This window comes from Aquimarina rhabdastrellae (assembly GCA_947387485.1).
GTDB lineage: Bacteria > Bacteroidota > Bacteroidia > Flavobacteriales > Flavobacteriaceae > Aquimarina.
This window is the reverse complement of record CANDNT010000008.1, coordinates 64,445-85,260: the sequence shown is the minus strand read 5'-3', so window position 1 is coordinate 85,260 and position 20,816 is coordinate 64,445. Positions and strand designations below refer to the sequence as shown.

General features: G+C 31.4%; 21 protein-coding genes. 16 read left to right on the top strand and 5 right to left on the bottom strand.

Translation table 11 applies throughout. From position 1 onward, the window contains the following. Positions 1-12 precede the first annotated feature (12 nt). The 4 genes from ACYEKI_RS13130 to ACYEKI_RS13115 form a co-directional block, all read right to left on the bottom strand. Positions 13-879, bottom strand: coding sequence for an EamA/RhaT family transporter (locus ACYEKI_RS13130; protein ID WP_459211655.1), 867 nt, complete (start codon positions 877-879; stop codon positions 13-15). Continuing rightward, positions 876-1,484, bottom strand: a complete 609-nt coding sequence (locus ACYEKI_RS13125) for an HAD family hydrolase (RefSeq protein ID WP_459211654.1) — start codon at positions 1,482-1,484, stop codon at positions 876-878. Before ACYEKI_RS13125 ends, ACYEKI_RS13130 begins: the two co-directional genes overlap by 4 nt. Further along, the gene (gene ribD, locus ACYEKI_RS13120; protein WP_459211653.1) at positions 1,477-2,511 is read right to left on the bottom strand and encodes a bifunctional diaminohydroxyphosphoribosylaminopyrimidine deaminase/5-amino-6-(5-phosphoribosylamino)uracil reductase RibD; all 1,035 of its coding nucleotides are present in this window, start codon (positions 2,509-2,511) and stop codon (positions 1,477-1,479) included. Before ribD ends, ACYEKI_RS13125 begins: the two co-directional genes overlap by 8 nt. 104 nt (positions 2,512-2,615) lie before the next feature. Then, positions 2,616-3,008 (bottom strand): hypothetical protein, encoded by a 393-nt coding sequence (locus tag ACYEKI_RS13115; protein ID WP_459211652.1) that lies wholly within the window; start codon positions 3,006-3,008, stop codon positions 2,616-2,618. Between the two features lie 60 nt (positions 3,009-3,068). Here ACYEKI_RS13115 and ACYEKI_RS13110 point away from each other — a divergent pair, with 60 nt between their 5' ends. The 7 genes from ACYEKI_RS13110 to ACYEKI_RS13080 are packed head-to-tail and all read left to right on the top strand — an operon-like array spanning position 3,069 to position 11,657. Then, positions 3,069-3,554, top strand: a complete 486-nt coding sequence (locus ACYEKI_RS13110) for a GNAT family N-acetyltransferase (protein ID WP_459211651.1) — start codon at positions 3,069-3,071, stop codon at positions 3,552-3,554. 24 nt (positions 3,555-3,578) lie between these two features. Continuing rightward, positions 3,579-4,430: a peptide chain release factor N(5)-glutamine methyltransferase gene (prmC, locus tag ACYEKI_RS13105; RefSeq protein WP_459211650.1), complete on the top strand. Its 852-nt coding sequence runs from the start codon at positions 3,579-3,581 to the stop codon at positions 4,428-4,430. 19 nt (positions 4,431-4,449) lie between these two features. Next, positions 4,450-5,040, top strand: coding sequence for an LOG family protein (locus ACYEKI_RS13100; protein ID WP_459211649.1), 591 nt, complete (start codon positions 4,450-4,452; stop codon positions 5,038-5,040). A gap of 5 nt (positions 5,041-5,045) precedes the next feature. Then, the gene (locus tag ACYEKI_RS13095; protein ID WP_459211648.1) at positions 5,046-6,155 is read left to right on the top strand and encodes a hypothetical protein; all 1,110 of its coding nucleotides are present in this window, start codon (positions 5,046-5,048) and stop codon (positions 6,153-6,155) included. A gap of 48 nt (positions 6,156-6,203) precedes the next feature. Continuing rightward, positions 6,204-8,201 carry an NAD-dependent DNA ligase LigA gene (gene ligA, locus ACYEKI_RS13090; RefSeq protein WP_459211647.1) on the top strand — a complete coding sequence of 666 codons (1,998 nt, stop codon included), beginning with the start codon at positions 6,204-6,206 and terminating at the stop codon, positions 8,199-8,201. A gap of 14 nt (positions 8,202-8,215) precedes the next feature. After that, on the top strand, positions 8,216-8,926 hold the full coding sequence (locus ACYEKI_RS13085) for a hypothetical protein (RefSeq protein ID WP_459211646.1): 711 nt from the start codon (positions 8,216-8,218) through the stop codon (positions 8,924-8,926). A 16-nt stretch (positions 8,927-8,942) separates the two neighbouring features. Next, positions 8,943-11,657, top strand: a complete 2,715-nt coding sequence (locus tag ACYEKI_RS13080; protein WP_459211645.1) for an AAA domain-containing protein — start codon at positions 8,943-8,945, stop codon at positions 11,655-11,657. On the opposite strand, the gene ACYEKI_RS13075 is transcribed toward ACYEKI_RS13080, so the two are convergent. Beyond that, positions 11,647-12,273 (bottom strand): SPOR domain-containing protein, encoded by a 627-nt coding sequence (locus ACYEKI_RS13075; protein ID WP_459211644.1) that lies wholly within the window; start codon positions 12,271-12,273, stop codon positions 11,647-11,649. The genes ACYEKI_RS13080 and ACYEKI_RS13075 overlap by 11 nt on opposite strands. A gap of 153 nt (positions 12,274-12,426) precedes the next feature. On the opposite strand from ACYEKI_RS13075, the gene ACYEKI_RS13070 reads away from it, so the two are divergent. From ACYEKI_RS13070 to ACYEKI_RS13030, 9 genes are all read left to right on the top strand, one after another. Further along, complete coding sequence (locus ACYEKI_RS13070) at positions 12,427-12,948, top strand: DUF6913 domain-containing protein (RefSeq protein WP_459211643.1); 522 nt, start codon at positions 12,427-12,429, stop codon at positions 12,946-12,948. Positions 12,949-12,994: 46 nt separating this feature from the next. After that, positions 12,995-13,864, top strand: coding sequence for a 4-hydroxy-tetrahydrodipicolinate synthase (dapA, locus tag ACYEKI_RS13065; RefSeq protein WP_459211642.1), 870 nt, complete (start codon positions 12,995-12,997; stop codon positions 13,862-13,864). Positions 13,865-13,868: 4 nt separating this feature from the next. Next, the gene (locus tag ACYEKI_RS13060) at positions 13,869-14,786 is read left to right on the top strand and encodes an ion channel (RefSeq protein WP_459211641.1); all 918 of its coding nucleotides are present in this window, start codon (positions 13,869-13,871) and stop codon (positions 14,784-14,786) included. A 131-nt stretch (positions 14,787-14,917) separates the two neighbouring features. Next, positions 14,918-15,715, top strand: coding sequence for an outer membrane protein assembly factor BamD (locus tag ACYEKI_RS13055; protein ID WP_459211640.1), 798 nt, complete (start codon positions 14,918-14,920; stop codon positions 15,713-15,715). A 22-nt stretch (positions 15,716-15,737) separates the two neighbouring features. Then, positions 15,738-16,067 carry a DNA-directed RNA polymerase subunit omega gene (locus ACYEKI_RS13050; protein WP_459211639.1) on the top strand — a complete coding sequence of 110 codons (330 nt, stop codon included), beginning with the start codon at positions 15,738-15,740 and terminating at the stop codon, positions 16,065-16,067. Position 16,068: 1 nt separating this feature from the next. After that, positions 16,069-17,271: a bifunctional phosphopantothenoylcysteine decarboxylase/phosphopantothenate--cysteine ligase CoaBC gene (gene coaBC, locus ACYEKI_RS13045; protein ID WP_459211638.1), complete on the top strand. Its 1,203-nt coding sequence runs from the start codon at positions 16,069-16,071 to the stop codon at positions 17,269-17,271. Between the two features lies 1 nt (position 17,272). Continuing rightward, positions 17,273-18,160, top strand: coding sequence for a type IX secretion system protein PorD (porD, locus tag ACYEKI_RS13040; protein ID WP_459211637.1), 888 nt, complete (start codon positions 17,273-17,275; stop codon positions 18,158-18,160). A 77-nt stretch (positions 18,161-18,237) separates the two neighbouring features. Continuing rightward, positions 18,238-19,893, top strand: a complete 1,656-nt coding sequence (gene recN, locus ACYEKI_RS13035) for a DNA repair protein RecN (protein WP_459211636.1) — start codon at positions 18,238-18,240, stop codon at positions 19,891-19,893. 88 nt (positions 19,894-19,981) lie between these two features. Next, a complete protein-coding gene (locus ACYEKI_RS13030) occupies positions 19,982-20,797 on the top strand; it encodes an enoyl-ACP reductase FabI (RefSeq protein ID WP_459211635.1) in 816 nt (271 codons plus the stop codon). Positions 20,798-20,816: the final 19 nt, after the last annotated feature.

The following is a 20,816-nucleotide window of genomic DNA, read 5'->3' as shown; positions in this document are numbered from 1 at the left end:
ATATATTTTAATTTAAGAAACAGAGGCAACCAAGATAATACTTATAACGGCCAAAGCAATACCTATCCAGTTTTTTGTGATCAATTTTTCTTTGAATAAAAGAATTCCAAAAAATGTAGAAAGAAGCAGAATTGCAATATTGTTAATAGTAAAAGTAATAGCACTATCAGGATGATGTCGTAATGCTTTTATTAAGAAATAAATAGAAAAATAATTAGGAATACCTAAAGCAATTCCGCCTAAAATGTTTTTTGTTTTAAATGATACCTTTCCTTGAATGATTTTAAAAAGTAACGTACCTATACCTAATATAGCTGCAAAGCAAAATATAGTTGCCGAGAATAGAGCTGTTTCATTACTAGGAACATAATTTGTTTCTAAATATTTTAAACTCGTATCGATTATACCACTACCCAAAAAGACAAATAATGGTAAAATGAGATTACGTTTATAAGTTGTTTGAGTTTGATGTGTCGTTGCCGAAGTGAGGTATACGGCGACAAGTGCAATAGTAATACCAATTAATTTTTGAATGCTAGTACTTTCGCCATAGATAAGTATACCAAATAGAATAGGGATAGCCAAACTCATTTTACTAGCAACAGCAGCAACAGCAACACCATTGCGTTGTGTCGTTAAGGCTATTAAATTGAAAATAGTAATAAAAAGAAAACCGAGAAAAGCTGCTCCCCAAAACCAATCAAAAGAAGGAAGTTGTGTATAGACAAAAGTACCTTCAAAATTTAAAATCCCACATATAGTAGCAATAACATAATTGATAACTATGGCTTGTAAGGTATCGATCTTATAGATATCAAAGAATTTGAAAATGATAAAGAGGATACTTGAAAAAAGAACACTTAAAATAAGATAAATCAAAATAAATTAGCTTTAACAGTAAATAAATCAGTTACATCCTCTGTATGCGGATTGTTGTTCCATACATGAATACCTAGAGTTTGAGCGGTGTCTGTATTAGCTTTGGTATCATCTATAAATAGAGTCTCTTCTGGAATAAGTTGATTTTGTGCGACTACAAACTCAAAAATATCAGCATTAGGTTTTCTGAAATGAATTTCTTGAGATAAATAAAAAACATCAAAGCAAGATTTAAACTCTTCATAAAACGAAATATGCTCTTTAATCCAATTTATATGTAAATCATTTGTATTACTTAATAAAATAAGCTTGTATTTTTTTTGAGCAGCTAGCTGCTTTAAGAATGTTAAACGATGCATGGGGAAATCTAATAAGATAGCGTTCCATGCAGTAATAATATCATCTGACGAAAGGTGCGGATACCATTGTTGATATGATGAGATGAGTTCTTGAGTAGAACATAATCCCATTTCGTATTGTTGATTGAGCGCGGTCTCTTTTTCTCCAAAATAAGATACCGTTAAACGTTCAAAAAAATGAGGTGTAGCTGCTTTGTCAAGATTGATAAAGACATCTCCAAAATCAAAAATAATGGTCTTAATCATTGTGATGGTATGTTAAAGTGTCTGTATGAATAGTTGTTTGTAAAGAAGGTTTTTTTCTAAAGAATTTAGGAGCAAGAACCCCTTCTTTAAAATGAGATTTACCTGTAAAAACACGAGCTTCGTCCCAAAGGTTTTCGTCTATAAAAGTTTGTAAAGTTTGCGAACCTCCTTCAATGATTACAGATTGTATTTCGTGTATATGCAATAAAGCACAGAGCTGGGTTGCAATAGAACCAGAAAAATCAAGAGTTTCAATAACTACTTCTGGTAGTGATAAATTTTGATAAAGTCCTTTTTGAGTTACAATAATAGTTTTTACGCTTTGATCAAAAATATGAGAACTTTTAGGAATACGTTCGTTAGGATCAAGTATAATACGTATAGGTGAATTTCCAGTCCAGTTTCTTACATCAAGTTTAGGGTTATCCTTGACAGCCGTCGAAGTACCTACAAGAATTGCATGTTCTTCGGCACGCCACTTGTGTACTAATTGTCTAGAGTTTACAGTGGTAATCCATACGGGTTTACGATCTTTAATATCTTGTGTTTTAGGCGCTATAAAACCATCAAAGGATTGTGCCCATTTTAAAATGATATAAGGACGTTTTTTATTGTGAAAAGTAAAAAAGCGTTTATTAAGAGCAAGGCATTCTTTTTCTAAAATGCCAACAGTAACATCACAACCAGCATCTTTTAATTTTTGAATACCTCTTCCAGAAACTTTGGCAAAAGAATCAATAGCTCCAATGACCACTTTTTTGATTCCTTTCTGGATGATAAGATCACTACAAGGAGGTGTTTTACCATAATGACTACAAGGTTCAAGACTTACATATATAGTGGCTTCAGATAATAGTTCTGGTTGCTGTACACTTTGTATAGCATGTACTTCTGCATGTGGTTCTCCTGCTTTACGATGCCAACCCTCGCCTATAATCTTATCGTTGTGAACAATCACGCTTCCTACCATAGGATTGGTATACGTTGTTCCTAATCCATTTTGAGCAAGTTGTATACAACGTTGCATATATTTTTGATCGGTAGTCACTTTATTTTTTTAAGCTTAAAAATTGTTTTTTATCAATAGTATAAGGATAGTTAAAATTACCTAAATGATAACGTATAACTCCTTTATAATGTACTTGAATAGAATCTGTTTGAATAGCAGTAAGAATACTGTTTAATAATCCTTTTTGTTGCTTTTTGTTGCTTTTTGTAAATTTTTGAAAGAGAAAAAGAGCCTTTTAAAGGTACATTGAATTCTGCTTTTGAAGGTACTTCAAATGTAGTTGACGATATGGTTCCTACATCTAAATCATTAACAAAAATATGAAGATCTTCGAGAGATAATGTTCCTTGTAATGCATTGGGATTTTCAAAGATAGCATCAGCATTCAGGGTCACTTCACGTAAACCGATTTTTTCTATCTTTATGCTTTTGATAGTTTTAAAAATAGGTTTTTTAGGAGAAACACAGCCTATAATACCAGTACAAATAAATAAAAATAAAATTAGTCGATTCATAGGTGATCCCAATAGAATTAATGTATATTTCGATCACAAAAATAGTATTTATATATCACAATGAATAATACAATTATTCGTCCCATTACCCCAGCAGATAATCAGGCTATTGCAAAGGTGATAAGAACAGTTTTAATAGAATTAGGAGTACCTAAAGTAGGAACAGCTTATGAAGATGTTTCTCTAGATCAAATGTATGAAACATATCTGCCAGATCAAATGGAATATTATGTAGTAGAACATGATGGGGCTATTATAGGAGGAGCTGGAATAGCACCTCTAGATGGTGGAGATAAAACAGTATGCGAATTACAGAAAATGTATTTTCTAGATCAAGCTAGAGGTAAAGGAATAGGTACTTCGATGATTAATACCTGTATGGCTTATGCAAAAGTGCAAGGATTTAAACGATGTTACCTAGAAACCATGCCTTATATGAATGCTGCTCAAAAACTGTATAAAAAGATAGGATTTACGCCATTAGAAGCACCTCTAGGAGACACAGGACATTATAGTTGTACTGTATGGATGATTAAAGAATTATAGATTTAAGATACTTAGCCTTACCAAGTGACTTTACAAGAACTTAGAACACAATTTATAGCACAGCTAACTCCTCTTTATGGAGAAGAGGAAGCAACTACATTTTTTTATTGGCTTACAGAGGCTTTTCTAGAAATGAGAAGGGTTGATGTAGCGATAGCTTTTTCTCAAGAATTGACTTCAATCGAAGAAGAAAGATTTAATGATGCTACAGCAAAACTTTTACAGTACATACCAATTCAGTATATAGTAGGGAAGACATCGTTTTATGGTTTAGAATTTAATGTAAATGAACATGTGTTGATTCCGAGACCAGAAACAGAAGAACTGGTTGATTGGATTATTAAGGATGTTAGAAAACAATCAAATCAAGAGATAAAAATATTAGATATAGGTACTGGTAGTGGTTGTATCGCTATAAGTTTGGCAAATGAATTACCACAAGCTACTGTAAGTGGAATAGATGTATCTGAGCAAGCTTTGACAACAGCAAGAGTAAATGCAAAAGAGAATAATGTTGAAGTAAAGTTTATACAACAAGATATTTTAAATACAGAAGGAATAGAAACGTATGATATTATTGTATCAAATCCTCCGTATGTTCGCGATTTAGAAAAAGAAGAAATAAAACAAAATGTGCTAGCGCATGAGCCACATTTGGCACTCTTTGTAGCAGATGATAATGCTTTGATTTTTTATAGAAAGATAACAGCATTGGCTAAAGAAAGTTTGACAAAAGAAGGAAGTTTGTATTTTGAAATAAATCAATACTTGGGAAAAGAAACTAAGGAAATGATAGAAGCTAAAGGATTTGAGAAAGTATCTTTGAAAAAAGATTTTTTTGGAAATCATAGAATGATAAAAGCAACATTAAAATAAGGTAACGCAAGAAAAGTATATGAATACATTTAAGTCTATAGCAGTCTACTGTGGTAGTAGCGATAGTAATGATACCAAAATATATGAAACTGCTTACGAAGTAGGGCGTATCATTGCAGAACGTAAAGTAAACTTAGTTTATGGTGGAAGTAAGTTAGGATTGATGGGGCAAGTTGCTAACGGAGCATTAGATCATGGCGGTAAAGCGATAGGAGTTATACCAGATTTTCTAAAAACAAAAGAGGTTGTACAAACAAACTTAACAGAGTTGATTACTGTAGATACAATGTCTGAGCGTAAAATGAAAATGCATGAACTTAGTGATGCTATAATTACTTTGCCAGGAGGTTTTGGGACAATGGAAGAACTATTTGAAATGTTGACTTGGGCACAATTAGGATTGCATAAAAAACCGATAGGATTATTAAATATTAATGGATTTTATGATGATTTGATAGCATTGTTTAAAACTATGGTTGAGAAAAAATTATTGAGTCAAGAAAATATGAATATACTTCTTGTAGCAGATAATACAGAGGAGCTACTAACATTAATGCAAGAATATAAACCGCTTCCTGTACCTAAGTGGATGAATAGACATCAAGTGTAATTTATATGATAAAAAAATACATTCAAGTTTTAAGCCTTATTTTTTGTTGTTATCTCTTTTTTTCATGTGCTCAAAAAAAAGAAATAAAGATCAAAGAGTTAGCTGTGGCTAATGCTAATGAAATTAAGGTGTTGAAAAGATCCCCAAAAGCAACACAAACCGAAAGTGTAAATGAGAAAGAGTCTTACGGGAAAAAATATGTTTTGGCAGAAAACGGTTTGATTGTAAGAGATAAACACGGAGATAAGATTATAACCTTACCCTATGGGAGTTTAGTAGAAGTTCAAGGGTATACAGGAGATAGTCTAGAAGTTAATGATAATGGAAAGCTTATTAAAGGACAACGCGTATTTACCGAAGTCTATGTAAAAGAAGAATACTTAGGAGATACTATAAGTTATTATGCAAAAGGGACAGTGTTTGACGGTTACTTAGGGAAATCTTCGGCAATTAAAGTTTTAGAAAAACAGCTTAAAAAAGGGGTGATAGCGGTAAAAGAAGATAAAGAAGAAGAATTATCGCGAAGTATCCTTGATAGTCTTTTGGATATTGAATTGATGACAGAAGATCAATTTGTTAGTGAGAAAAAACGTGAGAGATTAAAAATTGATACTAAAAAACGTAAAAACACAAAATTTAATGATAGCATATTATCCTTTTCAATAAAAGATAGTATAGTTACATTAAAAAATAAACCAAATCTAGAAGTAGAAAAAGAAGAATACCGATATTTAGGATTTGTAAAAGAACTCAATGGTTATCTAATCAAAGGAGAATATTGGGAATGGGATGATTATCTATTAATAGATCAGACAACAGGATCAAAAACAAAGTTTCAAGAACAACCAGTATTAGCTCCTCAAAAAGATAAAATGATTACAATAAGAGAGCAATTATATGATAGTGGGGCAACGCTAGAAGTGTTTTCTATAGATAAAGATATAGAAATACATAAAGAACTCGAATTGTATTTTCCTAATTGGGTGCCTTATGAAGATGGTAAAGTGCATTGGATTTCTGATACAGAATTCGTTCTGGCTATAAAACAAGCAGATCCAGAATTAACAGGAAATGAATTCCCTAAGCAATACATAAAGATTAATTTAAAAAAGTAAAATAATAACAAGAACCTTTTTTAAGTAAACAACAACAATCAAGATAGGATGAGTATAGAGCAGCAAATAAATGAACTAAGAGAAGAATTGCGTCAACATAATTACAATTACTATGTATTAGATGCACCTACTATAAGTGATTATGAATTTGATGTTAAACTTAAAGAATTACAGGCATTAGAAGCTAAGTATCCAGAGTATTATGATGCGAATTCACCAACATTGAGAGTAGGTGGACAGATCACAAAAAACTTTGAAACTATTGTACATGAACATCGCATGTATTCTCTCGATAATTCGTACTCAAAAGAAGATTTATTAGATTGGGAGACACGTATTAAAAAATTGGTTGATGGAGAAGTACAATACACTTGTGAATTAAAATATGATGGAGCTTCTATTAGTCTTACATATGAAAATGGAGAATTGATTAAAGCGGTAACGAGAGGAGATGGAATTCAAGGAGATAATGTAACCAATAATATCAAGACGATTAAATCGGTACCCTTAAAATTAAAAGGGGATTACCCTCCTAAGTTTGATATAAGAGGAGAAATTGTATTACCTCACGAAGGTTTTATAAAAATGAATGAAGAGCGAATTGCAGCAGGAGAAGAACCTTATGCTAATCCTAGAAATACAGCTTCGGGAAGTTTAAAATTACAAGACAGTGCAGAGGTAGCAAAACGACCATTAGAGTGTTTGTTATATAATATTACAGGAAATAATCTAGGCATAGAAACGCAGTTTCAAAGTTTAGAAAAAGCTAGAGCATGGGGATTTAAAGTTCCAGAGGTATCAAAATTGACAAACTCAATAGAAGAAGTTTTAGAATTTGTAAATCATTGGGATGTAGAGCGTCACAATTTACCATATGAGACTGATGGTGTAGTAATCAAGGTAAACAACCTGCAACAACAAGAAGAATTAGGATTTACATCCAAAGCACCTAGATGGGCTATGGCATATAAGTTCAAAGCAGAGCAAGTTGCGACTAGATTAAACGAAATCACATATCAGGTAGGAAGAACAGGAGCGATAACACCTGTAGCTAATTTAGTTCCGGTGCAGCTTGCAGGAACTGTAGTGAAAAGAGCCTCATTACATAATGCAGATCAAATAGCCAAATTAGATATTAGAGAAGGAGATGAAGTGTATGTAGAAAAAGGAGGTGAAATTATTCCTAAAATTGTGGGGGTAAACTTTACTAATCGTCCAGAAGATTCTATACCTACCGTGTATGCTTCAAATTGCCCAGAGTGTGGAGCTCCTCTAGAAAGAAAAGAAGGAGAAGCACAACATTATTGCCCTAATGATAATGGTTGCTTGCCGCAAATAGCAGGACGTATTCAGCATTTTATTTCGCGTAAAGCGATGGATATAGAAGGGCTAGGAGGAGAAACGGTAACTTTGTTAGTTAAAGAAGGCTTGATTAAAAGTTATGCAGATCTCTATATGCTGACTAAAGAAGAGGTGATTCCGTTAGAACGAATGGCAGAAAAAAGTGCAGAAAATCTGATTAACGGAATAGAGAAATCTAAAGAAATTCCGTTTGAACGCGTATTATTTGCATTAGGAATTCGTTATGTGGGAGAAACTGTAGCAAAAAAATTAGTAAGACATTATAAGACTATAGATGCCCTAATGGCTGCAACCGAAGAAGATTTGGTAAACGTAGACGAGATAGGAATAAAAATAGCAGAGAGTGTAATCGAATTTTTTGCAGTACAAGAGCATCAAGAATTGATTTCGAGACTAAGGGTTTACGGAGTACAATTAGAAATTGGAGCAGAGCAATTAGCTAATCAGACAGATACTTTACAAGGATTGACTTTTGTGGTATCAGGAGTCTTCCATCGTGTCTCTAGAAATGAATTAAAAAAACTGATAGAAGATAATGGAGGGAAAGTATCTAGCTCCATATCTTCAAAAACTTCTTATCTGGTAGCAGGAGATAAGATGGGACCATCAAAACTTGAAAAAGCCAATAAATTAGGAATAGAACTTTTGACTGAAGATGCGTTTTTGACTAAGATAGGGCTATAAGTAAGCTATTGTAAATGGATGTAAAAAAAATATTGAATCACGTTTTTTGGCTAACGGTATGTGGAGCTATAATAGCGTCGATTTCTTTGGATAAAATATATTTAATGGTATTTAAAGCGATGGGAGTACTATCGCTTTGTGCTATTTATTTATGTGACAGCAAAACAAATAAAAATACTAAGATATATGTATTAGGAGTGTTGTTGACTATCGTAGGAGAAACTATGATAATCTGCGATTTCACATTTTTTAAAAAAGCGATATACATTACATTTACATTATTTTATCTCAGTAATATTGCCTTGATACTTCCTGAAGCAAAGCGAGTGGAGTTTAAACAAAAACAGTTTTTTTCATTTCCGTTATTATTAGGAACCATGTTGTTGGTTTATTTAAGCATGACAGTGATTCCTATGGTTTATCCACAACTTATAGGGATGGAGCTTTATTTGGCAGCTATTTTAATAGCATTGATAGGGTTAAATTATATATGTTTTTATCGCTATTTTAATAAACCAGATTTACAAGGATTATGGTTATTGACATTGGCTTTTAGTTATGTTTTTTTAAATGTGATTGTGCCTATTAATTATATGTATTATTATTCTGATTCGATAATCATAACGATAAACATTATGGAAATCGCTTCACATTACTTTTTGCTCAAATTTATGTTGAGTGAAACAGAGCAAAATTTTGCTTCTTCAGAGATTTTTATAGAATAGATAATTTAGGATACCATTGGAAGAAAAGAAATTAATTGAATATTTTTCAGATTGTTATACAGCAGACAATAGAGAATTTATAATAGAAAACTTTTTTGCTTCAAAATATGAAAATCAATGGATTCAAGAATTAGACGAAGAATTAATTAATCGTAAATATACACAGCAGTATTTACCAGTTACAGAAGGAGAAGCAATCTTAAAAAATCTTCAGTTATACGAGAGAGATAAACAAGCGTATTATTGTACATTATTTATAATAGGAAAGAGAAAGTTATTTTCGAATAAGACAGTACGTATTTGTGCTCCTATTTTTTATTATCCTGTGGATGTCGTATTGCAAAATGAAAATTATTTTACAAAATTGACGATAAGTGATCGTCAGGTTAATTATGGTTTTTTAAAGAGTTTATCTTTTAAAACCTCTTTTGATTTATTTTTTGATGACTTTAGTCAATTAATAGAACAAACAGTAATAGATTATCCTTTTATAGCTAAGCTGAAAAGAATTTTTGAGAAACATTGTGAAGAGGTTAGTTTTGATACAGCAGTATCTTTGTATCCAAAACTTACAGAAGCAAAGAAACTTAAACGAGAAATAAATAAACGCGACAAAGAATTTAATCAATATAAGGTATTTACTGCATCTGGGATTATGGTATCTAGTAAAGCCAATAATATCCAAAATGTTGTTACAGAACTAGAAACGTTAAAAAACCTCACATCTTATTCTACAGCATTACAATCGTATTTAGGAAAAATACAAGAAGTAACAACTAAGACGTATAAACTACAATTAAAGCCATTTATATTAAATAATGCACAAGAGCGTATTGTAAAAGCTGCAAATGAGTACACAAAATCAATTGTTATAGGACCACCAGGAACAGGAAAAACTTATACGGTAGGAGCTATAGCAATAGATTATTTAAGTCAGGGTAAAAGTGTACTTATTGCTACTAAAACAGATGAAGCATTACAAGTTATTTCAGAAAAACTAAATGATTTTTCGGTAGGTAAATATCGAATAAAAATAGGCGGATCAAGATATAAAATATCATTGCTGGCTACCCTAAGAAGATATATGAGGCAAGATATACAATCAAAATTTAATGCATTAAGACCTTATGTAGATTCAGATAAACTAAATGATTTAGATAAAAAATTAAAGAAATTAGAAAAAGAATTTAATACGATAAGTGAAAAAAGCAATACGCTTACAGAAAATGTATTATTAGAGAATGGATTTGTAGCCAAGCTAAAGAAAAAATGGATTAAATTATTTAAAGCATGGTCATTAAAAGAATGGCAATTGCTAGATGAATATTTTGATACACTAAATCAATATATAAAGACATCTAACAAGCATCTAGAGGCTGTGGTCTTAAATAATATAATTAATGCTGTAGATAATTCATGGAAAGAATGGAATCGTTTAATAGAGATATTGAGTAGTTCTGACGAAGGAATGAAAATAGTTGATCTAGAGCGTATAAATTTTGACATTATCTTAAAAGCATTACCCATTTGGCTTACAAAAATAGATGAGGTAGGAGCAGCATTGCCCATGCAAAAAGAGCTCTTTGATGTATTGATAATTGATGAAGCAACACAATGTGATATGGCTAGTGTATTACCTTTAATGCAAAGGGCAAAAAAGGTAGTAATTACAGGAGATCCTAAACAGTTAAGACATATTAGCTTTTTATCTCAAAAACAGATGCAAGGTTTTGTAAGTAAACATAAACTTGAATGGAAAGAAAGTTATAATTATAGAACCAAAAGCTTATTAGATTTTACCTTAGAACACACCACTTCTAGAAATCAAATAAATACACTTAATGAACATTATAGATCATTACCAGATATCATAAAATATAGTAATACAAAGTTTTATGAGAATGATCTTATGATAATGAATGACCTGCCTAAACATAAAGAAGATACTGCAGTAAATATTTATGAAGTAAATGGTAAAAGAGAAGAAGGAGTCAATGAACAAGAGGTCAATATTATAATAAAATATATAAAAACTCTTATACAAGAAGAAATAGAAGTTAAAGCAAAAAGCAGTACTACAATAGGAGTTATTTCGCCGTTTAAAGATCAAGTAAAAAGAATAGGGAAACGATTAAAAACAGAATTTGAAATAAAAGAATTACGTAAACATCAAATAAGAATAGGGACACCTTATGCATTTCAAGGAGACGAACGAGATGTGATGTTACTTTCTATGGCTGTAGACGAAACTTCGCATGCATCAGCTTTAAATTATATTAACAAAGAAGATGTCTTTAATGTGATGGTTACTCGAGCACGTAATAAACAAGAAATTTTCACTTCGATTAAACCTAACCAACTGAAGTTTGACTCCTTATTACGAGAGTATTTAGAAGGAATTAAAAGTAAGAATGAAGAAGCATTCGATAATGAGGCGTATCTAGATCAATTTACAGAAGAGGTCTTACAGTATCTTCAAGAAGAATTAAAAATGGAATGTCATCTAGGATATCAATTATCAGGATTGATAATTGATATTATGGTAGCTTATGATGGGAGATATTATGGAGTAGATTTGATAGGATATCCAGGAGAATATCAAGAAGCTTTTTCTATGGAGCGATATAAAGTGTTACATAGAGTAGGGATACAAGTGATACCCCTAAGCTATGTAACATGGTATTTTGATACAAATGTGAAAATGCAATTAAAAAACTTGCTTATTCCGTAGGTTCAATCTGAATTCGACGACCATTGCGATAAGAAGCAATAAAAGATCTTTCAAAACCAAGAGCCACTAATTCATTTCTAAAAGCTTGAGCCTCTTCTAAAGTTTCAAAATTTCCTAAAGCATATTTATTATAATCATCTGCTTTAATTTCTCTAAAATTAACAAAACCATCAGAATATAATGAAAGTCCTTTTTCTTCAAAGGCAGCAATTTGTATAGTATAAACAGTAATATCGCTATCTGATAAAGATTCTTGGGCATCATTATCCACTTCTGTAGCTACTGTTTCATTTGTAGTATCTGTAGTATCAGAATCAACTAAATCGTTTTCAATCTGATGAGAAAGTGTTTGAATACTATCCTCAAGAGATTTGATATATTCTTCATTAACTGTTTTTTGAATAGAGTTTTGCTCGCTTGGACCAGAAAATGCAAGATAAACAGAAACGATAATACCTAATAAAGCTAAAACCCCTAAGATAATAGAAGATAATTTATATTTTTTTACCTCTTTTTGTTCTTTTTTTATAGATTTTTCTTGAAACTCGTTCTTTTTTACCTCAAGTTCTAGATCTGTTTTTAGTTTCTCTAAAACCTCTTCTTCAATATACGGCATGATAGCTTGTTTAAGTTAAAAATAGGCTCAAATATAGTTAAATAGATTTTTTAATAAAATTCAAAATATAACTCAAGGCAAAAAGCACGATGAAAGGCAAGATTAAGCGTTAAAAATAATTACATTTGTGTTTTATAATAGTTAAGCGAGTCAATGATATTAAAAGGCTTAAAGCGTAATGCTTTAAAAAAGAATATAGAAACGTATTTACAAAAAAGAGATAAGACTTTAAGTAATAAGGTTAAGCTAAAAACATTAGCCGTGTTGATAGATGCGTCTCAATCTGTAAATATATTATCGTTATTAAAATTAGCCAATGAATTAGGAGTTACCTCAGATAGGTTAAAAGTTATGGGGTATAAAGAAGATCATAAAGAAGTTGAAGATGCTACAGCTGCATATTACAACAGTAAGAGTATAGGTGTGGGAGGAAAAATGAAAAGTAGCGCACTAGAAGAATTCGTGAATACTTCTTATGATGTATTGATTAATTTTTATACCGAAGAAAAATTAGAATTGGATTTTGTTGCAGCAGCTTCAAAAGCTAAATTTAAAATTGGTTTTGCCGAAATAGATAATAGGATTAATGATCTAGTCATAGGATCAAGTATAGAAGATCCTAATTTGTTTATTTCAGAGTTAAAAAAATACCTAAAAATTTTAGGAATCATATAAAGACATCTAAAAAAAGCTAAAAAGAAAATTAATTAAACATTTACAAATGAATACACTTAGAGGAACAGGAATTGCGTTAGTTACTCCGTTTCATACTGATGGAACAATAGATTTTGAAGGTTTAACTTCATTGATAGATTATTGTATAGAAGGTAAGGTGGATTATCTTGTAGTATTAGGTACTACAGCAGAATCGGCTACACTTACATCTTCAGAAAAACAGGAAGTGGTCAAACATATTGTAAAAGTTAATGATAAACGATTGCCTTTGGTTTTAGGAATAGGAGGGAATAATACAGCAGCTGTAATCAATGAAATTGAGACTACAGATCTTACAGATTTTGATGCAGTACTTTCTGTAGTACCTATGTATAATAAACCTAGTCAAGAAGGAATATATAATCACTATAAAGAGATAGCAGCAGCCTCTACAAAACCTATATTATTATATAATGTGCCGTCTAGAACAGCTGTAAATATGACAGCAGCTACAACTTTAAGATTAGCTGCACTGGATAACATTATAGGAGTTAAAGAAGCTACAGGAGATTTCTCACAAGTACTTAATGTTTTAAAAGGTAAACCAGAAGGATTTTTGGTATTATCTGGAGATGATGCTTTGGCATTACCATTAGTAACTGCTGGAGGAGATGGCGTAATAAGTGTAATAGGTCAAGGATTTCCACATGAATTTTCACAAATTATAAGAAAAGGATTAGAAAACCAGACTACTGAAGCTTATCAAGAACTTTATAAATTATTACCTGCTATCGATTATGCCTTTGAAGAAGGAAACCCTGTAGGAATTAAAAGTATATTAAAAACTAAAGGTATTTGTGGTGATGCGGTAAGATTACCTCTTATTGCAGCTTCGGCACAATTGACATCAAAAATAGAAGCATATATCAAGCAATAGATAAATGGCTCAAAAAATAAAAGATCCGGGAGTAGGTGTATTATCAAGTAGTAAAGCACAGCGATATGTCAATACTGACGGATCTTTTAATATACAACATGAAAATAGGAAAGCTTCTATCTCAGAAAGTTATTCGTATTTAATAAATCTTAGTTGGCCTAGATTTTTTCTATGTGTATTTATAGGATATATTATAGTGAATACGTTTTTTGCAATAGTATATCTCCTATTAGGGATAGAGAATATTGAATCCTCTTCAGGTAATTTTATTACCGATTTTTCCAAAGCATTTTTCTTTTCAGTGCAAACTCTTACTACTGTAGGTTATGGAGTGTTAGCTCCTAAAGGCATAGGTGTAAGTATTGTTGCGTCAATAGAAGCACTGGTTGGGTTGATGAGCTTTTCTTTTGTTACTGGATTATTATATGGTAGATTTTCTAGACCTAAATCTAATATACGATTTAGCGATACATTAGTATTACGAGAACATCAAGACTCTTTGGCGTTAATGTTTAGAATGATGAGTAAAGGGAAACATGTAATGATTTACCCTAAAGTAGAAGTTATTCTAGTACTTTCAGAAAAAGGAGAAAGTAATATGTATAACAATAAATTCTTTAATTTAGCCTTAGAGCGTTCACAAATAACCTATCTACCTACAACTTGGACAATCGTTCATGAATTAAAAGATACTAGCCCATTGGCAGGATATACTAAAGAAGAGTTAGTAGATTTACACGCAGAATTACTTATCGTAGCTTCTTATTATGACGAATCGTTTAAACAAGAAGTACATCAAATACATTCTTATATATTTCAACAAATAGCAGTTGATCATAAATTTGAAAAAGCATTCTACTATGACGATAGAGGACATATTGTATTAGATCATAGTAAATTAGATAAAACTAAAAGTATCTGAGTTTTTTAAGCTTGAATAAAAAGAGAATAAACTTGCAACAAAGGTCAATGTTAACAGTTATTTAGGAAGACTGAATTAAAGTTTTTGTAATACCGCAGAAATACCTATTTTTGCCAGATGTTTTTTAACTTATGAGAAGATTTTTTTATTTATTGCTAACAGTAGTTGTTTTTTCTTCATGTAGTCAATACCAAGAGATATTGAAAAGTGATGATATCGGTGAAAAATATAAACTAGCCGAAGAATTATATAAAGAAGGAAAATACAAGAAAGCATTACGTCTTTTTGAACAAATAGTACCTAGCTATAGAGGTAAGCCTCAAGCAGAGAGAGTTATGTATTATTATGCAGATACGTATTATAACCTTGAAGATTATCAGTTATCTGGATATCAATTTGAACGTTTTGTAAAATCTTACCCAAAGAGTGATAAAGTAGAAGAAGCTGGGTATAAGGGAGCAAAAAGTTATTATTACCTTTCTCCTAGATATAGTCTTGATCAAGGAGATACTCAAACAGCAATTGATAAACTACAAATTTATATCAATCTATATCCAGAAAGTGAAAAACTAGAAGAAGCAAATAAATTAGTTACAGAATTACGTCAAAAACTTGAACGTAAGACCTATGAGATTGCAAAGCAATATCACCATATAGGGAGAAGTAATTATAAAGTTGCAATAAAAGCTTTTGATAATTTTATCCTTGATTTTCCAGGTTCTATTTATAAAGAAAAAGCATTGTATTATAAATTAGAATCTCAATACTTATTAGCTATAGGAAGTTATGATGACTTAGTAAAAGAACGATTAGAAGTAGCTAAAAAGTTTTATGGTAATTATATTAAGTACTATAAAGAAAAAGGAGAATTATTGGAAAAGGCAAACGAAATTGCCGAAGATATAGATAAAAGATTAGAACAATATTAATAGCAATATAATTTAGGCGAAGATGGATTTGAAAAAAAGTAATGCACCAGTAAATACGACTACTATAGATAAAAACTTAGTAGATCAACCTACAGATAATATCTATAAAGCTATATCTGTAATCTCAAAGAGAGCAAATCAAATTAATATTGATATTAAAAAAGAACTTATAGATAAGTTAGAAGAATTCGCTACGTATAACGATAGTTTAGAAGAAATCTTCGAAAATAAAGAACAAATCGAGGTATCAAAATTCTATGAAAAACTTCCTAAGCCACATGCATTAGCAGTTCAAGAATGGTTAGAAGGAAGAATTTATTACAGAAATACCAAAGAAGATACAAAATTATAATATGTCTATAGTAAGCGGTAAAAAAGTACTAATTGGTGTTACCGCAGGAATAGCAGCATACAAAACTGCCTCGTTAGTGCGCCTGTTTGTAAAAGCAGGTGCAGAGGTAAAGGTTGTTATGACTCCTAATGCAAAAGATTTTGTAACACCACTTACCCTTTCTACACTTTCCAAGAATCCAGTACATTCCACATTTTATAATGAAGAAGACGAAAACGAATTGTGGAATAATCATGTCGAATTAGGATTATGGGCAGACTTTATGTTAATTGCCCCAGCTACAGCAAATACCTTATCCAAAATGGCTTCAGGTGGGTGTGATAACCTACTTTTGGCAACATATCTTTCAGCAAAATGCCCTGTTTATTTTGCACCAGCAATGGATCTAGATATGTATAAACATCCGTCAACAGCCGAAACTTTCAAAAAGCTTGAAGAATTTGGTAATATTATGATACCATCAGAATCAGGCGAATTGGCAAGTGGATTAGTAGGACAAGGGCGAATGGCTGAGCCAGAAAATATACTTTCTTTTATAGAAGCTGATATTTTAGGTAAATTACCTTTAAGAGGCAAAAAAGTATTAATTACGGCAGGACCGACTTATGAGGCTATTGATCCTGTACGTTTTATAGGAAATCATTCTACAGGAAGAATGGGAATAGAATTGGCCAAAACAGCTGCAAACAGAGGAGCAGAAGTTACTTTGGTTTTAGGACCGTCTTCACTTACAGTATCACATAGTTTGATTACAGTAAAACCTGTTGTTTGTGCTCAAGATATGTATGAGGCTGTTGCCAAAGAGTTTGAATCATGTGATATCGCAATAGCATCTGCTGCTGTTGCAGATTATAGACCTAAGGTAAAGGCAGATCAAAAGATTAAAAAGAGTGATTCTGAATTTGCAATAGAATTAGAACGTACTACAGATATTTTAAAATGGATGGGATCTGTAAAGACAAATCAAACATTAGTTGGATTTGCACTTGAGACGCAAAATGAATTGGAAAATGCAAAAGGAAAGTTAGAACGTAAGAATTTAGATTTAATTGTTTTAAATTCACTCAATGATAAAGGAGCTGGTTTTAAAGGAAAGACAAATAAAGTTACTTTAATAAATCATAAATCTGAGATAAAATCGTTTGAACTTAAAACTAAAACTGAAGTAGCTCAGGATATATTTAATGAAATAAATCAATTATAATATGCGAAAGATCGTTTTTATCTATGTATTGTTTGTAACTATGTTAGCTCATGCTCAAGAATTTAATGCAAGAGTAGTAGTAAATGCAGAACAGACAGGACAACCTAATTTACAGGTATTTAAAACATTAGAACGATCTTTAACAGAATTTATAAATAATACACAATGGACTACAATCGATTATCGCACAGAAGAGCGTATCGATTGTAGTTTTTTTATCACTGTAAATAATTACAGTAATGATGCTTTTAGTGCATCGATACAAGTACAAGCATCAAGACCAGTTTATGGGTCTAGTTATACAACTCCGATATTTAATGTAAATGATAAACAGTTTAGCTTTAACTATTTGGAGTTTCAACCATTAAACTACGATCCTAATACGTTTGAATCAAATTTAATATCTGTAATATCATTTTATCTATACACTATCTTAGGTGTAGATGCAGATACTTTTGAATTAAATGGCGGAACAGCATTTTTTCAACAAGCAAAGAGTATTGTTAACGCTGCTCAAACAAGTAATAACATAGGATGGAACCTTAAAGATGGTAATCAGACTCGTTTTAAATTAAATGATGATGTATTATCAGGGACATATGATGGATATCGTAAAGCTTTATATGAATATCATAGAGAAGCTTTAGACACTATGAATGAAGATGTCAAAAAAGGAAAAGAAGCAATTATTACTGCATTAGCATCATTAGAAGATTTACATAGAGTAAGACCTAATTCTTATATGATGCGTATATTCTTTGATGCCAAAGCAGACGAAGTACAACAAATACTTTCTGATGGACCATCTGTTAATATCGCCGAAACGATAACAAGGCTTAATAAAATAGCACCTACATACTCAAAGAATTGGAGAGAAATAAAGTTTTAAAAAACAACTTCTCCTTTCTTTTGACAATATTTTAAATCTATACTATCTTTACTACCTTAATTAAAAAATAGGATACATTGCTTATAGATTTATCGATAAAGAACTTTGCCTTAATAGAAGAATTACAGGTTACGTTTGATACAGGATTTACCACTATAACAGGGGAAACAGGAGCAGGTAAATCATTATTATTAGGAGCACTAGGGCTATTGCTAGGAAAAAGAGCAGATGCCAATAGTGCAAAAGATAGTACAAAGAAATGTATCATAGAAGGTACTTTTGATATTAGAAAATATCCTTTAGAAGTTTTTTTTGAAGAAGAAGCCTTAGATTATGAAGAAGCTACTATTATAAGAAGGGAAATTTTACCCTCTGGAAAATCAAGAGCTTTTATTAATGATACCCCTGTAACCCTACAAGTGTTATCTAGCCTAGGAACAAGACTTATTGATATTCATAGTCAACATCAAACATTAGAAGTTACAACAAACGATTTTCAATTTGAAGTTTTGGATGCTTTAGCAGGTGTATCAAAAGAAGTAGCTTCATACAAACGAGGATTAAAAAAATTAAAGGAATTCAAGAAAAAACTTGAAGAACTTACTGTAGCTCAAGTTCAATATAGAAAAGAGTATGATTATAACTCTTTTTTATTACAAGAGTTAAGTGAGGCAAAACTAAAAGAAGGAGAATTAGAAGATTTAGAATCTCAGTATGAAGCATTAAATAATGTAGAAGAAATTCAAGAGCGTTTATCTGAAGCTTTAGGAATGATGAATGCCGAGCAAGTCGGGATTTTGGATCAGCTAAATAATGCGAGAACAGGATTAGGTAAAGTAGCTTCTTTTTCCAAACCTTTGACAGAACTATATAATAGAATAGAAAGTGCTTATATTGAATTAGATGATTTACAAGGTAGTCTTTCTATAGAAGTAGAGCAACTAGAAGCAGATCCAGAGCAATTACAATTAGTCAGTCAACGATTGCAATTGATTCATAATCTGCAAACAAAGCATAGTGTTAGCACGATAAAAGAGTTATTACAGATACAAGAAGAACTTACAGAAAAAGTAAGTTTTACAGAGAATATGACTCAAGATATGGATCAATTGCAAAATGAAATTGATACAATCAAAGAAAAGCTAGATACAATAGCAGAAAAAATTCATCATAAAAGAGGAAAAGCACTACCAAAACTGACGAAAGAGTTAGAAAGAATACTAGAAGCATTAGGAATGCCAAATTCTAGATTTAACACAACTGTGAATATTAAAGACGAATATTATTCTAATGGTAAGGATACTTTAGAATTCTTATTCTCTGCAAACAAAGGAAGTTCGTATGGTACTTTAAAGAAGGTAGCTTCTGGTGGAGAGTTATCAAGAATAATGTTGGCTATAAAAGTAATTATGTCTAGATATACACAATTACCAACAATTATTTTTGACGAAATAGATACCGGAGTTTCTGGAGAAGTAGCGAGAAAAATGGCTGATTTGATGTTAGATATGAGTCAGAACTTACAAATCTTTAGCATTACTCATTTACCTCAAATTGCTGCCAAAGGAAATTCGCAATACAAGGTATATAAAGAAGATATTAAAAACGTTACAGCAACACAATTACGTGTATTATCTGAAGAAGAGCGTATACTTGAAATTGCACAAATGATAGAAGGAAAGAACGTTACAGATACAGCACTTACACATGCAAAAACTTTATTAAATGGTTAAAGAAAGGTAATAAAACAAGGAAAAACATATGCGCCGAGTTTTATTATCTTTACTTATATAATTAGTTACGAATATAATTTACGATTACATGTCATATAACTTATTAAAAGGAAAACGAGGAATCATTTTTGGAGCATTGGATGAAAATTCGATTGCCTGGAAAACAGCAGAACGCGTTTTTGAAGAAGGAGGTAGTTTTGTATTAACTAATGCACCTGTAGCTATGCGTATGGGAGCTATAAAAGAGTTAGCAGCAAAAACAAATGCCGAAATTATTCCAGCAGATGCTACTTCGTTAGAAGATCTTGAAAATTTAGTAGAAAAATCAATGGAGATCTTAGGTGGGAAAATTGATTTTGTATTACACTCTATAGGAATGTCTGTAAATGTTCGTAAAGGACGACATTATACAGATTTAAACTATGATTGGAGCCAAAAAGGATGGGATGTATCAGCCTTGTCTTTTCATAAAGTAATGCAAACACTATATAAGAAGGATGCAATGAGTGAATGGGGAAGTATTGTAGCATTGAGTTATATGGCTGCACAACGTGTTTTTCCAGATTATAATGACATGGCAGATAATAAAGCTTATTTAGAATCTATTGCACGTAGTTTTGGATATTTCTTTGGTAGAGATAAAAAGGTACGTGTAAATACAATTTCTCAATCTCCTACACCTACAACAGCAGGAAAAGGAGTTAAAGGATTTGATGGCTTTATAGCATATGCAGATAAAATGTCTCCTTTAGGAAATGCATCGGCACAAGATTGTGCAGATTATACAATTACACTTTTCTCTGATTTAACACGTAAAGTGACACTGCAAAATTTATATCATGATGGAGGATTCTCTAATGTAGGAGTAAGTGACCTAGTTATGGAAAAGTTTGAAGAGGAATAGAATAAAATCTATATAAAAA

What these genes read in the sequence shown, in the direction of transcription:
- ACYEKI_RS13085 (WP_459211646.1), top strand. Translation starts at nt 8,216, where the DNA reads ATGGATGTAAAAAAAATATTGAATCACGTTTTTTGGCTAACGGTATGT.
- coaBC (WP_459211638.1), top strand. Translation starts at nt 16,069, where the DNA reads ATGTCTATAGTAAGCGGTAAAAAAGTACTAATTGGTGTTACCGCAGGA.
- ACYEKI_RS13050 (WP_459211639.1), top strand. Translation starts at nt 15,738, where the DNA reads ATGGATTTGAAAAAAAGTAATGCACCAGTAAATACGACTACTATAGAT.
- ACYEKI_RS13100 (WP_459211649.1), top strand. Translation starts at nt 4,450, where the DNA reads ATGAATACATTTAAGTCTATAGCAGTCTACTGTGGTAGTAGCGATAGT.
- ACYEKI_RS13060 (WP_459211641.1), top strand. Translation starts at nt 13,869, where the DNA reads ATGGCTCAAAAAATAAAAGATCCGGGAGTAGGTGTATTATCAAGTAGT.
- ACYEKI_RS13110 (WP_459211651.1), top strand. Translation starts at nt 3,069, where the DNA reads ATGAATAATACAATTATTCGTCCCATTACCCCAGCAGATAATCAGGCT.
- ACYEKI_RS13030 (WP_459211635.1), top strand. Translation starts at nt 19,982, where the DNA reads ATGTCATATAACTTATTAAAAGGAAAACGAGGAATCATTTTTGGAGCA.
- dapA (WP_459211642.1), top strand. Translation starts at nt 12,995, where the DNA reads ATGAATACACTTAGAGGAACAGGAATTGCGTTAGTTACTCCGTTTCAT.
- ACYEKI_RS13115 (WP_459211652.1), bottom strand. Translation starts at nt 3,008, where the DNA reads ATGAATCGACTAATTTTATTTTTATTTATTTGTACTGGTATTATAGGC.
- porD (WP_459211637.1), top strand. Translation starts at nt 17,273, where the DNA reads ATGCGAAAGATCGTTTTTATCTATGTATTGTTTGTAACTATGTTAGCT.
- ribD (WP_459211653.1), bottom strand. Translation starts at nt 2,511, where the DNA reads ATGCAACGTTGTATACAACTTGCTCAAAATGGATTAGGAACAACGTAT.
- ACYEKI_RS13055 (WP_459211640.1), top strand. Translation starts at nt 14,918, where the DNA reads ATGAGAAGATTTTTTTATTTATTGCTAACAGTAGTTGTTTTTTCTTCA.
- ACYEKI_RS13070 (WP_459211643.1), top strand. Translation starts at nt 12,427, where the DNA reads ATGATATTAAAAGGCTTAAAGCGTAATGCTTTAAAAAAGAATATAGAA.
- ligA (WP_459211647.1), top strand. Translation starts at nt 6,204, where the DNA reads ATGAGTATAGAGCAGCAAATAAATGAACTAAGAGAAGAATTGCGTCAA.
- ACYEKI_RS13095 (WP_459211648.1), top strand. Translation starts at nt 5,046, where the DNA reads ATGATAAAAAAATACATTCAAGTTTTAAGCCTTATTTTTTGTTGTTAT.
- ACYEKI_RS13075 (WP_459211644.1), bottom strand. Translation starts at nt 12,273, where the DNA reads ATGCCGTATATTGAAGAAGAGGTTTTAGAGAAACTAAAAACAGATCTA.
- ACYEKI_RS13125 (WP_459211654.1), bottom strand. Translation starts at nt 1,484, where the DNA reads ATGATTAAGACCATTATTTTTGATTTTGGAGATGTCTTTATCAATCTT.